A 13,455-nucleotide genomic window follows, 5' to 3' on the forward strand; every position below is an offset into this window, starting at 1 on the left:
GTATTAGGCATGCCGCCAGCGTTAATCCTGAGCCAGGATCAAACTCTTAAAAATTGACGGATTCTATTTAGTTTTCAAAGATCATTTTATAATGTGTTTCGTTAAACACACCATATTATTATAGTGCATACGAAAAAAAATGTCAAGTAATTTTTATTTTTTTATGAAATTTTGTTTTTCGGAAGTTTGACAAATCTCTTCAATTTGTGGCACTGATATAAGTATATTACAATATTCCAAAAAAAGCAAGAAAAAAAACGCACTGATGCGTTTTCTAAAAATTACCCGATGATCCTTGAGCTGGTTTTTTCACCTCATCAAATGGATCGGTCTTTTCTTCTGTATTTTCTTCTATTAATAATGCGTGTTTGCTAAGAATTTCTGATGTTGCTTGTTGGCGGTTTTTAATTTTTTGATCAATAGGCATTAAAGCAAAGTCTGTTTTTAATTCGGTTATTAATTCATCTTCACGCTTATTAATTTCTTCGAATTGGTTTTTTGGTAGCTGGTTTTTTTGTTCAATTACGAATTTCATGTAAGCATCTTGGCTTGACTCAACAACATCAAAATATTCAGTTCGTGGATCTAAACGATCGGCATCGAATTTATGTTTTGTCGCATAAGCTGTAATTTGGTAAGTAATTCTAAAAGAAACAAAGTTATTAAAACCTACCACTACGGTAGCTAATAAAATAACTATAACAAACACAGCAATATAAGCATTCTTTTTATTCGATAGCATTTTTATTAATAACGTGATTTTTTCGTCGTTTTTTTGTAAATTATAGTAATTTGGATCAATGAAATCTAAACCTACAATTAAATAACTTAGAAAAACAGTGATCAGCAAAACACTAGCCATGCAGATCGAAGTGGTTAAAGAACTATGACGCACTCATTTTAAATTAATGTTTTCTTTAATTTTTGCACGTTCGCGTTTATTTAAGTAGAAATATAGCAAAATAGTTCCTAAGCCCAGCAGTGTAGTAAATACTGGAACTATTTGCGTTGCTAGAGCACTTTTACTAAATGATTTTAAAGATAAAAAGATATTACCTTCTGGTTGTAAAATAATGTCCTTTTGCGCATTTGATATTTTATTAAAGGATTCTAAATACATAGCATCCCGTGCATAGAATGTTGAAATCCATTTTCACTCAGCTGGATTTAATTTATTAGTAAAGTTAGGGTGATTTGCTAGAGCGTTGTTATTTGCATGCATGTAAATACCAAAACCTACAGCAATTGTAATCACAGCTAAAATACCAGCTAATACTATTAAATAATTAATTAGTCTTTGTTTCATGTGATCTCCTTTGGAAATTTAAATATTGATCTAAAACGCTACATAAATAAACAGCAGCTGTCTCAGCTCGTAAAATAGTTGGGGATAATTTAACACAAAAAACATTTTTATATGTTCTTAATTGCGAAATTTCAGAATCACTAAAACCACCCTCACCACCAATGATTACAGCAATTTTTTTAAGTTTAGTTCAATCTATTAATAAATCATAAATGTATTTTGGTTCATTATTTTCATAAGCGACAAAAACTACATCATACAAAGGAATCTGATCACATAGTGTTTGAAAACTTGTATTTGATTGAAAAATCATTAGATCATTTCGTTTAGCCTGGTTGGTTGCTGTTTCAATAATTTTATTAATGCGTTCAGTCTTAATTTGTTTACAATCATATGAACGTTGCAAAACAAGTTGCGCACAAGATTGCACATTTAGTTGTGTTAGTTTGTTAATAGCATCTTCAAATGGTTTTGCTTTCAAACTACCCAAAAATACATCTAAATTGTACGCACGTTCAATATTAATTATTTTTCTTACAACCTGTGCTGTTAAGGGCTTTAAATTCGTTATTTGTGCAATAAACTTTTCTTCATTATAAAGCACACAAATTTCTTCGTGTATTTTGATTCGGTGAACCTTGGTTATTTTAAAGACGTCATCATCATAAAAAATCACGGTTTTTTGGTTATCAATTTTTTTAATAAAATATTGGTGCATCTTATTTTAAAATGGCATCTAAAACTGAATTAATATATTTGTATGATTTTAAATCACAGAAGTCTTTGATAATTTCCACAGCTTCGTTAATAATTATTGATTTGGGCGTTTTTAATGTTTTTGATTCTGATAAAATTGCTAACATTAACGCCTGTTCTGCATATGGTAATCTTTCTCAAATTCAGCCGTCTTTTAAATAGGGTTGGATTTCTGTAACCAATGTTTTTTGGTTTTCTAAATAGTATTCAGCCGCTGGTAATCAATCTAGTCCTTCACTAAACATTTCAACCGCTCGATCAAGAGCTCTTTGGTGGTCTACTTTATACATAATATAACTATATATAAATTGAAATAGTTTAATTCTTTTTTGACGTTGAGATAATACTTGCTTCATAACAAACCTTATTCTTGTTTCGCACGTGAAACATATTGCCCGTTGGACGTATTAATAATAACCTTTTCGTTTGCTTTGATAAATTGAGGAACTTGGAAATCAAATCCCGAAGCTAATCAAGCGCGTTTAGTAGCATTCGATACTGAATTACCTTGTACTGCCTCTTCAGCTTCAACAATAGTAACTATAATTTGATCTGCTAATGAAGCACCTAATAATTCATCTTCATAGCGCATGATCATTACTTCCGTCCCTTCTTCAATGAAGTTTTTTTCCCATTCTAATTGTTGATGCGGAATTGCAAACTGGTCAAATGTCTCATTGTTCATGAACACATAATTTGCTCCATCATCATAACTGAATGTCATCTTAACTTTTTCTACTAAGGCTTGCTCAACTTTTAATCCTGTTAACACCTCAACAGTAATTGCACCAGTTCTTAAATTTTTCACTTTACACTTTACAATACCTTCACGCATTGCAGTTTTGTTAAATGAATTTTCTAAAACTTGGTAAATGTTATCCTTGTAAAAAAATGTATGTCCTGCACGCAAATCTTTTGCATGAATTATATTTGCCATAATAATCACCTATTCTAAATCTTATACAATCTATTATTATAACTTATAATGTTATAAATATAAAAAAAGATCTCCTGAACAGAAGATCTTTTTTGCTCATTTATGAGTTTTACGCTAAAGTAACTTTTGCGCCGATTTCTTCGAATTTTTTCTTTAATTCGTTTGCTTCTTCAACTTTAACGTCTTCTTTAATTACAGAACCTACTGTTTCAGCAACTTGTTTTGCTTCCATTAAACCAAGACCTGTAATTTCACGAACTAATTTAATTACAGCTACTTTGTTTGCTCCTGTTTCAGCTAATTTAATAGTAACTTCGGTTGGAGCTTCTTCAGCTGGTCCAGCTGCAACAGCTACTGGAGCAGCAGCTGTTACACCAAATTCTTCTTCAATAGCTTTCACTAATTCGTTAAGTTCAAGCATTGACATTTCTTTAATCGCTTCAATAAATTGTGCGTTTGTTAATTTTGCCATAAGTAAAAATACCTCTTAATTATTTTCTTTTTGTTCAGCTACAGCTTTAATTCCATATAGAACATTTCTTAATGGAGCAGTTAAAACTGATAGTAACATTGAGTAAAGGCCTTCTCGACCTGGAATTGATGCAAGAGCTGATACTTTGCTTGGTTCAGCGTAAGTATTTTCCACATATGCACCTTTAATTTTGATGAAGTTAAATTCTTTAGAAACTTCATGAACTGCTTTAATCGCAGCAATTTCATCTTCTGTCGCTACAGCGATAGCATTTGGACCTTGAATTAAACCTTCAAATCCAACGACACCAGCTTTTTCAAAAGCACGTCTTGTAATATTATTTTTTAAAATATATAATCGTGCATTTGATGCATGTAAAGTATTTCTTAATGCGAGCGTACTAGCGGCGTTTAGTCCTTTGTATTCAAAAACAATAAATGATTTAGCATTTTTGAATACTTCTGCCATTTGGTCGACTTTGGATTGCTTTAAAGCGATATTGCGTCGAATATCTGACATAATATACCTCTTTTAATATTTATTTGCAATATGCACAGCTTTTTGCACCTGAATAACAAATTAAGTCATGGGACAGTTATTTTCTTGGGCACATTGCAAGTAAAATTATAACATAAAAAATTGTTTTAGCCAATTTATCTTTCTATTAAAGGGTATAAACATAAAATGCCTGAAGGTGCCTTTTTACATAAAAGAATTTCAGAAAGCAATATAATTTTTAAAAAAAGAGGTGGTTTATGAAAAAGAAATACATCATTTTATGTTCAACACTTTGTGCCATTACAGTTTTAGGTTTAATTATTTGTTTACCAATTGTGCTTACTCGTCTAAAAAAAGAACCAGGTTATAGTGAAGAATATGTTCCCATTAAACCTCTTCAACCTATAGCAAACAAAAAAGAAAAACCCGTATATGTTGGTCTTAGTAATTCGAATGGGCGAATTATTAAAGCTCATTCGTATGCAGATGATTATTTGAGTATTACAAAAAACACAAAATTACACGCTAATCAAGAGCACAAAATTTTAAACAATGTCAACTTTAATTTGACAGGTAGCGAATCAGAAATACTTAATCAACTTAAGTCTATAGATCCTGATATCCGTTTTATTAAGCATTTCTTGTTTGTAGTAGTAAATGATAATAATGATCAATATGTTTCTAATTTAATGACTAAAACACCTAGCAATGTTTATGATTTGGTTTTTCGTGCGAATAAACGAAATCAAAGTTTAGGAAAAAGCAAAAACTATTATATTAAATATATTGCATTTTTAATTACAATCCCCAGCATCGTTGAGCATGGTGTTCTTTTAGAAAAATTTGTTGTTTGACCTTTGCATACACCTATAAAAATTAATACAGACGAACAAATTATTGAATATCAAGAAAATACTAATCCATACAACAATAACCAGTATAGTTATAGTGATTACAGCACATATGATTTTGATCGTCCTGGTCTAATTAAAAAAAGATTACATATTCATGACCACGATGGTCATCATTAGCGAGGTTTAAAATATGAAAACTAAGAAATTCTGATACTCAATAATCGCTTTATTTGCCTTAAGCAGTTTAGCAGCATCGTTAGCTGTTGCTTGCAAAAATGATAATAAAGAAAAAAATAAACCAAAACAGGTATATGACAAAAAACAAAAAGATCCGTCAGTACCTCCTAGTCAATCAGATGAAATAGCTAATCAAGACATGAATACAGTACCATTTGACAAAAATTTAAATGGTGCAATTCAGACTCTTTTAGTCAAAAAAGATCAATTTGTTTTGAAAAAAGATCGCACAATTAAGGAATTTTTAGTGTATTTAACACCCGATCAATTAGCCATTTTAAAACATAACCCATATTTACGACTTTATACAAAGGACCATCAAGCCAGCATTTTAACTGAAATAAATCCTTCACAAATCAAAGTGAGAAATGATAAGCACTACGTTATAGTTGATTTTGAATTTCCCCAAGATCTTATTAATCATAAAACGAACTTTCAAATTAGTTATCTTGGTTTCGTGAAAACCAAGCATACTAATGGTAAACTCGTCGTAGAAGATGAAAAAATCTATACAATCAATAACCAAGGATATAACATTCAAGTGGTCGATGTGAAGGATAATTTGCTTAATGATGAAGATTGACTGCAAATCTATGATCGGGATATAAAACAATATGTGCATTTACGGCAAAGCAATCTTTTGCCATCAAAATTAACCAAGGAAAATCTGTTAATTGAATTCAATAATCCAAAAGTACAAATTATTGATCAAAAATTAGATCAGGCTAACAATTTAAAAGGAACCATTCGTTTGACTTTGACTATTGCACTCAATAATCAAAAGCGAACTATTATCTATACAATTATGAATTTACAAACTACGCATAATGATTTATTTGTCATCGTCGATAACCAAAAGGTTCTCGCCAATGAATTTATTAAAAACACTAACATTCAAAAAACCAAAAATCCATCCAACAAATTAGTGATTCCGATTGAAATCAATAATTTATATGACGGATCGATTGACCGTTTTGTTAAACAAAACGAAGGGACTTTAATGCTCTCTGCCCCTGTTTCTGTCATCTTGGTCATTCGCGATGCAAACGGGCAAGAATATTTATCAAAACCCCACCCCGTCCAAAGGTTTGGTGTTATTAATTTTCTTTTTGATGATGTGGAATTTAGTACAACTAAAAAGTATGACATTCTTGCTATGGACGTTATTTTTAATGGTCATAACCCAACACACCAGCCATACCGGATGGTATGCGCACCACTTATTCCGGTTTCTGACCAAGAAAAAACAAATGATTAATAAAAAAACAAGCATCATGCTTGTTTTTCTTTATTTTAAATTTGGTAGGTGTTGGAATACAATTGTTAATAAATAATCCACACATTGATCAACGTTCATGCCATCGTTATAAATTTCTAATGCATCATCTGCTTTTTTTAAAGGAGCTAAAGCGCGTGTCATATCTAGTTCATCACGTTGCTTAATTTCCTCGTAAATTGTTTCGTAGTCCTGATTGTCAATCCCCTTATTTTGTTCTAAACGTCGGCGAGCACGAGTTTCGATTTTGGTGTTTAAAAAGATTTTTAAATCAGCATTAGTTAATACAACCGTTCCAATATCTCGTCCATCCATCACAGTATGATTTTGTCCTGCCAATCATCGCTGTTTATTGGTTGCATAATTTCGGATACAAACATTCTGAGCTACTTGACTAGCTAAATTAGCTACTTCATTTTTACGGACAATATCACTAATGTTTTTATCATTATAATAGACATCATCGCCGTTAAAAACAATTTTTTGATCATCTAAAAAATCAGACAACTTTTTTTGTTCGGCATCACTCATCGTTGGTTTAATTGTTGATAATAAATTGTGTTCATTTAATACATAAGCATAAGTACGGTACATATTACCTGTGTTAATGTACACAAAATTTAATTTAGCTGCCAATAGTTTAGCAGCAGATGACTTCCCTGAACCACTTGGCCCATCAATCGCGATTTTAATTGTAGACATTCTAATTCCTTCTTTCTACTCTATATGTGTTTATATAAAACAATCATGAGAATGACACTAATAATAATTACAATACTAATTAAAACATAAACTAGAATTTCTAACCAATTTTTCTTACTGACTTGAACCTTTAAATCTTTTATGCTAGCTAACTCTTTTTTTTCTAAATTATCCACGTGTTCAATCAAGATATATTGGTTACTAAACTGCAATCATTCACTTTCTGTTTTCTGAGTTTCGTCAAATAATTTTTGCTCACTAAAAATCGGATTTACATCATAGTGTTGGTGTAAACTATTTAATTCTTGTAATAAGTTTTTTGTTTCTTGATCTAATTGATCATTGTGGGTACTAATATAAGTAATTAATTCATGCGTGTATGTTGTGGGTTGATATGGGTCGAATAATGACTCATGAAAATAATCAATTTTTAATTCACTATAATTAAAAATTTTTTTACCAAGGGTGCTGGCTCGCAAAATAATAGCATTTGCTGCACTACTCATATTAGCATAGAGTTTATACCCATGATAGTATTCAGCGTTCAATTTACTTCGTTTAGTCAAACTACTCATTTACTTTATTCACTTTAATATATTTATTTAAATAAGAAATCACATGACCAGCCATTGTATCAAAAAAACCAGTTACTGTTGCATCAGTAATTTTTTGATTCAATTGGTCGATTTCCTTGTCTAAACCAAAGACACTAACGTTTAAATACGCATCATTGGTTAATAATAAGTATTCATTATCTGCAATAATCGCGCATTCATGAGCAATTTTTTGTCGTGTAAGAGTATTTAAATTCAGTAACTTTGAGTTTGTTTGGTACGAATTGACAAATTTTAAGTGTTGCTTATCTTTTTGGTTGACAATATGTGCATAATGAACTGTTGATGAGCCATTCTTTTCGAAACCAATATTACTTGTAATTAAAATACCATATGCTTTTGTGCTATTTAAGTATGTATCATCAATACTGATTTCGCATTGTAATTTTTCTAATAAACGATTTGCCATATCTGGTGTAAAGATATTTAATCACAAGTGGTCAATTTGAATATCGTTAATTAATCGAACGGATGGGCTTTTAAATAATGGTTGAGCATACTCTTGACTAACTATAACAGCCTGGTTGTTCTTATTTTTTAGTTGTGGTGCAATTGCATAATTCATTCCCACTCCAATGATTCCGGCTTTATTAATTAAAGAATCAAATTGGTGCATATTTAAATGATCGATTTGTTCAAGAATATCACTCGCTAAAGCATAGACGCGAATTTCATAGCGATGGGATTTATTGGGCGGATAAGGCGCGATGTAGCGCAAGTTGTTTTTTTGATTTTTATCTATATAAAAACCTGTTGGTAAACCTTGCACAAGTGATGTGTTAGTTTGTGCTGCATTTGCTTCTAAAAAGTTGTTTTTAATATTATATGCGTATCAATGCACATAACTCATGCCCATCGCACTCGTTGCTTCATAGTCAATCATAACTACTGCATAACTAACTGCTTCTTTGACTGGAGTTCATTTTAACGCCAATGAAACATGGTTATCACCAATGAACTCTGATTCTAAATGATTATTCTCCTTGGCACTTAAAATCTCTATAGTAATTTGTTTGTATTTCTTTTGTTTAACACTCATATTTTTTTCTTTCTTAAATTTTTTCCTAGGTTACTAATCATAATTATATTACTATAATATATAGTGATGTAGCAAAAATACATGAATCGTAGAAGAAAAGAGTTTATATGAAATTATGCGTCAGTCCCACCAGTTTAAAAAATGCTTATGATTTAATTAATCACCAAGTTGATTACTTAATTCTTGGACATAAAAATTTTAGTATTCGACAAAATTTTTATTTAACCAACCAGGAGTTAATAGCTCTAATTAAAGATAGACAGCAAACAAAAATCATTGTTGCTGTTAACGCTTTTTTTTATGACAATCAATTGGCTAATTTAACAGAGTATTTACGTTTTCTAAAGACTTTAGATATTGATTGTGTGATGTTTTCTGACTACGCTGTAGCCGAAATTAATTTAAGCGAAGAACTCGCATTAAATCTTATGTATAATTCTGAAACAACAGTAACTAGTTCTAAACAATTTCCATTTTTTGTTGAAAATGGAATACAAAGTGTTTTTTTAGCTCGGGAAATGTGGTTAGCAGAAGTCCGGATGATTTGTCACGATAACCCCTTAAAGGTCAATACCATGATTCAAATTAATGGTTTATTGTTTGTTATGCATTCACGTTGAAACCTAGTTTCAAACTTTGCTGCTTATGCTAAACAATATGAAAATGTAAGTTTTGATCAGGATGCTTTTTTGGAAATTCAAGAACAATTACGGCGTTATCCGCACATTTTAAAACAAGACGAATCGGGAACGCACATGTATAGCGGTTATGAAATTTGCTGTGTAGATATTTTGGATAAAATTCAAAATACTGGTGTCGATTTAGTTTGAATTAACAATTACCTACATACAGATGATGAAAGTTTAAGTATTTTTCTTTGATATCAGCAAGCTATGGAACGCTTAATCAGTAATACTTATGATGATCATTTTAAATCGCAAGCCTGAGATAGTATTAAACAAACGGCTCATAACAAAACCATTACCCATAATTTTTATGGCTCTATTAAAGATATTTTAAGTATGGAAAAAAATGATAATGAAAAATAAGGAATTTAATTACGAATTATTAGCTCCAGCCGGTGATTTATTTAAAGCAAAAATAGCTTTGGATTATGGAGCCGATGCTGTGTTTGTCGGAGCGAAATCTTATTCATTAAGAGCGCGGGCAAGTAATTTTGAAATCCAGCAAATCCATGAACTAATAGATTATGCTCATGCAAGAAATAAAAAAGTTTATTTAGTCACCAATGTACTCTGCCATATGCCTCTGACTAAGAATTTTGCTTCTTTTATGAAAGAAATCATGGTTAATCCTCCTGATGGATGCATTAGTGCTGATCCTTTTATTATTGATCATTTAAAAAAACATTACAGCCAACAAACTGAAATCCATATTAGTACACAACAATCTATTACAAACTCAAAAGCTGCTTTGTTTTTTAAGCGTAATAAGGCTACTCGAGTTGTTTTATCACGTGAAATGACGATTGATGAAATCGGTTTGCTTATGCGCAATTTAAATAACGCTATTGAAGTCGAAGTCTTTATCCATGGGGCGGTTTGTATCGCTTATTCTGGACGATGTATGATGAGTAATAATTTTAGTTTGCGTGACGCTAACGTTGGTGGTTGTGCGCATTCATGCCGTTGATCCTACGAAATTAAAAAGCACACCTTACACACAACCCCTTCCCCTTTTTCTATGTCATCACAAGATATGATCCAAATCAGTAATTTACAACAATTAATGGATTTAAAAATCCATTCATTTAAAATTGAAGGACGTATGAAATCTGTTCATTATATCGCAACTATTGTGCATACTTATCAAAAGGCAATGCAAGCTTATTTAAATCAAACTAATGTAGATTGAGGTCAATTAAAAATAGATTTACAAAAAGCTATGAATCGTTTAGCTAATGTTGCCTGAATGAATGGCAATCCGGGTCATGAATTAATGTTGTATCACGATAAACAAGAAATAGTTGCCCAGTCATTTATTTTTATTGTAACTGAGGTTTTAGGACCTAACCAATATTTAATTACCTCTAAAAATAAATTTTATTTAGAGTCTAAAATTCAAATTATTTCCGCTCATGATAAAAACTTAAAAACAATTGAGTTGCAAGAAATTATTGATTATGAAACGAATGCTGGCCTGTATGAAGTACATACCCCAATGAAAATGTATGTCATTCGTCTTAAAAATCCAGACCAAATCCTTTATGTGAATGATATGGCCCGAATTGATGAATAAAAAAACACCATGTATCTGGTGTTTTTTTTATTCTAATATCCTGTAGCTACGCGTTCGTAATTAATTTTGTTTTTTTTAATATAAGCTTCGCGAATTGTCTGTCAATTCAATTCTAATAAACAGCAAATGCCAAAAATATGACTTAAAACATCTTGCATTTGGTCTTTATCATATTTTTTATTTAATTGAGATGTTGATGCGTATAAAGCAATAAACTGTTCGGTTAAGTCGGAACTGATTATTTGGGGATTGACAAATGGTGAAACTTGCAAACGGTATGCATGAGCACAAGCAAAATGTAAAACATCTGCTAATTCATCAAGCATCTTTTCGTAATTGACTTGTTTGTTATTTTTTCAGTATTTAAACATTTGGATTTCATTTGCTAATTCCCCTATTTCAACTAATAAAGCTAAGACACGTTGGCTTTTATAATCCACTTGGCCATTAAAATCCTTGTTTTGCGCTATCGTGTTGTCTAGTCGTTCTTGAAGAGTAAATAACTCTTGTAAATTAAATATTAAACTTTTCATTTTAACAACTCAGCTACCACATGTTCGACACTAAAACCTTTTTCACGCATTAATTCTACTCCATCCATACTCCGACCATATCCTGATGATTGGATAAATTGAAAATGTTTAAAACCATAACCAAGGCGGTAGTAATTAGCATCATTACTAGCTTCAATAGCCAATAAACCATGTTTATTATCTAAAAGGTTGTGGATTACAGATGTTTCTTGTTGCATGAAAGTATTAAGATTCAAGCAAGAAACAACCTTGACTTTTGTTTGGTGCTTTTCAAAAAGTTCTTGTGCAGCCATTGCAGCTAAGCTAACTTCAGATCCAGAAGCCACAATAGTGAAATCGTTGCCGTTTTTAAAGCTGAATTCGTTTTCAATAACATATGCACCATATTGCATATTAGCTGGTTGCACGGTATTAATTGCTTTTAAATTTTGGCGCGAAGTAACTAAAACATTGTTTGTTGTTTTTTGTTTGAACGCTTGGACTAAAGCATATTTTGTTTCATATAAATCTGCTGGGCGTCAAACAGATGTATTGGGAATAGCACGTAGCATAGTTAATTGATCTACTGGTTGGTGTGTTGGACCATCTGCACCAACTGCATATGAATCGTGCGAAAAGACATATAACCCTGGTAGCTCGGCAAGCGATCCCAATCGAATTGCTGGTTTCATATAATCACTAAAAGCCAAAAACGTTCCTGTCATAGCCCTTAAACCACCATGATATAAAACACCATTCATAATGGTCCCCATGGCAAATTCACGAATCCCCATTTGGACATATGGAGAAAGTGTTTGGTTGTCATTAAGATTAGAATGCAAATAACGGACGTTAGTTGATTTACCTGTATCTGCACTTAAAATTAAACAAGAGTTAAAATTTCGTTCTTCTAATTGTTTTAAGAAAGCTTTGAAATAATTACGTGTTGCCTGATTATGATCGCTAATTTGGGAAATATCTAACATTTGCTCTAAATCTTCAAACTCATGTTTTAAATAACATTTTAATCGTTTAACATCCTCGGGGAACTTCGTTTCATAACATTGTAATAATTTTTGTCATTCCATGTAAGCAGAATTACCTCGCACCACAATGTTGAAATTAAAATGTTCATAAATTTCTTCTTCGAAATTAAAGTTATCTCATTTTAAATGGAAATATTTATTAAATTTCGCAAATTCTTCGTCATTAACACTTGCAGCATGGGCGTCTGCTGACGCTTGTGAACTTAAACCTTCACCAATCACCGTTTTCACTTCAATAAAAGTTGGCTTATCATTATTTTTAGCTCGTGCTTGTTGAATCATCAAAGAAATGTTTTCAGGATTATTATCGCAGGTTAGATAATTTCATCCCATTGATTGCATTCGTAATTCTAAATTTTCGTTAAACACAGCTGAGACAGGTGTATCTAATTGGTAATCATTAGAGTCATGAAGCATAATCAATTTGTTAAGTTTTAAACGACCAGCTAAGCTCATCGCCTCATAACAAACACCTTCTTGTAAATCACCATCACCAACTACAACATACGTATAATGATTAAATAACTCTTTTAAATTACTAAACATTTTATTTAAATATGATTCAGCCAAAGCCATCCCAACAGCATTACCTACTCCTTGACCTAAAGGGCCGGTACTAGCATCAATGAAATTATTTTCTAAAACTTCTGGATGACCAGGTGTTAATGCACTGTCTTGGCGAAAACGTTTCATTGCTTCCATAGGAATTAAAGAAGCAAAGTGGAGTGCGGGGTATAAACTCATACTCCCGTGACCTGCTGATAAAACTAAACGATCTCGATTAATTCACTTTGGTTCAACAGATGAAATGTTAATAAATGTCTTATATAAAGTATAGATAATGGGGGCAGCTGAAATACTCATTCCAATGTGCCCTTGATTAGCGTGTTTAACACATTGTAATGCTAAAGAACGCATTGCATTAACATATCGATTCATTTTATTTA

At 31.5% G+C, this 13,455-nt stretch carries 15 protein-coding genes; 4 read left to right on the top strand and 11 right to left on the bottom strand.

Translation table 4 applies throughout. The features are described from left to right. Nucleotides 1-274: 274 nt before the first annotated feature. From OF365_RS02770 to rplJ, 6 genes are all read right to left on the bottom strand, one after another. Nucleotides 275-1,306: a hypothetical protein gene (locus tag OF365_RS02770; RefSeq protein WP_263818092.1), complete on the bottom strand. Its 1,032-nt coding sequence runs from the start codon at nucleotides 1,304-1,306 to the stop codon at nucleotides 275-277. Continuing rightward, nucleotides 1,287-2,024 carry a 16S rRNA (uracil(1498)-N(3))-methyltransferase gene (locus OF365_RS02775; protein WP_263818093.1) on the bottom strand — a complete coding sequence of 246 codons (738 nt, stop codon included), beginning with the start codon at nucleotides 2,022-2,024 and terminating at the stop codon, nucleotides 1,287-1,289. The genes OF365_RS02770 and OF365_RS02775 overlap by 20 nt, the downstream gene beginning before the upstream one ends. 1 nt (nucleotide 2,025) lies before the next feature. Then, nucleotides 2,026-2,418: a transcription antitermination protein NusB gene (locus tag OF365_RS02780; protein WP_263818094.1), complete on the bottom strand. Its 393-nt coding sequence runs from the start codon at nucleotides 2,416-2,418 to the stop codon at nucleotides 2,026-2,028. 8 nt (nucleotides 2,419-2,426) lie between these two features. Beyond that, a complete protein-coding gene (gene efp, locus OF365_RS02785) occupies nucleotides 2,427-2,999 on the bottom strand; it encodes an elongation factor P (protein WP_263818095.1) in 573 nt (190 codons plus the stop codon). 109 nt (nucleotides 3,000-3,108) lie between these two features. Beyond that, nucleotides 3,109-3,471, bottom strand: a complete 363-nt coding sequence (gene rplL / locus OF365_RS02790; protein WP_263818096.1) for a 50S ribosomal protein L7/L12 — start codon at nucleotides 3,469-3,471, stop codon at nucleotides 3,109-3,111. Nucleotides 3,472-3,486: 15 nt separating this feature from the next. Further along, a complete protein-coding gene (rplJ, locus tag OF365_RS02795) occupies nucleotides 3,487-3,990 on the bottom strand; it encodes a 50S ribosomal protein L10 (RefSeq protein WP_263818097.1) in 504 nt (167 codons plus the stop codon). 236 nt (nucleotides 3,991-4,226) lie between these two features. Here rplJ and OF365_RS02800 point away from each other — a divergent pair, with 236 nt between their 5' ends. Both OF365_RS02800 and OF365_RS02805 read left to right on the top strand, forming a co-directional pair. Further along, entirely contained in the window at nucleotides 4,227-5,000 is a 774-nt protein-coding gene (locus OF365_RS02800) for a hypothetical protein (RefSeq protein ID WP_263818098.1), read from the top strand. A gap of 13 nt (nucleotides 5,001-5,013) precedes the next feature. Further along, nucleotides 5,014-6,318, top strand: coding sequence for a lipoprotein 17-related variable surface protein (locus tag OF365_RS02805; RefSeq protein WP_263818099.1), 1,305 nt, complete (start codon nucleotides 5,014-5,016; stop codon nucleotides 6,316-6,318). 30 nt (nucleotides 6,319-6,348) lie between these two features. Here OF365_RS02805 and cmk read toward each other — a convergent pair whose 3' ends face one another. Genes cmk through OF365_RS02820 form a run of 3 tightly spaced genes read right to left on the bottom strand, consistent with a single transcriptional unit; the run spans nucleotide 6,349 to nucleotide 8,691 of the window. Then, nucleotides 6,349-7,038: a (d)CMP kinase gene (gene cmk / locus OF365_RS02810; RefSeq protein WP_263818100.1), complete on the bottom strand. Its 690-nt coding sequence runs from the start codon at nucleotides 7,036-7,038 to the stop codon at nucleotides 6,349-6,351. Between the two features lie 20 nt (nucleotides 7,039-7,058). Further along, complete coding sequence (locus tag OF365_RS02815) at nucleotides 7,059-7,613, bottom strand: hypothetical protein (RefSeq protein ID WP_263818101.1); 555 nt, start codon at nucleotides 7,611-7,613, stop codon at nucleotides 7,059-7,061. Continuing rightward, nucleotides 7,606-8,691 carry a YbhB/YbcL family Raf kinase inhibitor-like protein gene (locus OF365_RS02820; RefSeq protein WP_263818102.1) on the bottom strand — a complete coding sequence of 362 codons (1,086 nt, stop codon included), beginning with the start codon at nucleotides 8,689-8,691 and terminating at the stop codon, nucleotides 7,606-7,608. The genes OF365_RS02815 and OF365_RS02820 overlap by 8 nt, the downstream gene beginning before the upstream one ends. Before the next feature lie 107 nt (nucleotides 8,692-8,798). On the opposite strand from OF365_RS02820, the gene OF365_RS02825 reads away from it, so the two are divergent. After that, on the top strand, nucleotides 8,799-9,740 hold the full coding sequence (locus OF365_RS02825) for a peptidase U32 family protein (protein ID WP_263818103.1): 942 nt from the start codon (nucleotides 8,799-8,801) through the stop codon (nucleotides 9,738-9,740). Then, nucleotides 9,730-10,950 (top strand): peptidase U32 family protein, encoded by a 1,221-nt coding sequence (locus OF365_RS02830; protein ID WP_263818104.1) that lies wholly within the window; start codon nucleotides 9,730-9,732, stop codon nucleotides 10,948-10,950. Before OF365_RS02825 ends, OF365_RS02830 begins: the two co-directional genes overlap by 11 nt. 32 nt (nucleotides 10,951-10,982) lie before the next feature. On the opposite strand, the gene OF365_RS02835 is transcribed toward OF365_RS02830, so the two are convergent. Both OF365_RS02835 and OF365_RS02840 read right to left on the bottom strand, forming a co-directional pair. Beyond that, on the bottom strand, nucleotides 10,983-11,483 hold the full coding sequence (locus OF365_RS02835; RefSeq protein ID WP_263818105.1) for a dUTP diphosphatase: 501 nt from the start codon (nucleotides 11,481-11,483) through the stop codon (nucleotides 10,983-10,985). Next, complete coding sequence (locus OF365_RS02840) at nucleotides 11,471-13,447, bottom strand: transketolase (protein ID WP_263818106.1); 1,977 nt, start codon at nucleotides 13,445-13,447, stop codon at nucleotides 11,471-11,473. The genes OF365_RS02835 and OF365_RS02840 overlap by 13 nt, the downstream gene beginning before the upstream one ends. Nucleotides 13,448-13,455: the final 8 nt, after the last annotated feature.

The organism is Ureaplasma zalophigenitalium, from assembly GCF_025780055.1.
Lineage (GTDB): Bacteria > Bacillota_I > Bacilli_A > Mycoplasmatales > Mycoplasmoidaceae > Ureaplasma > Ureaplasma zalophigenitalium.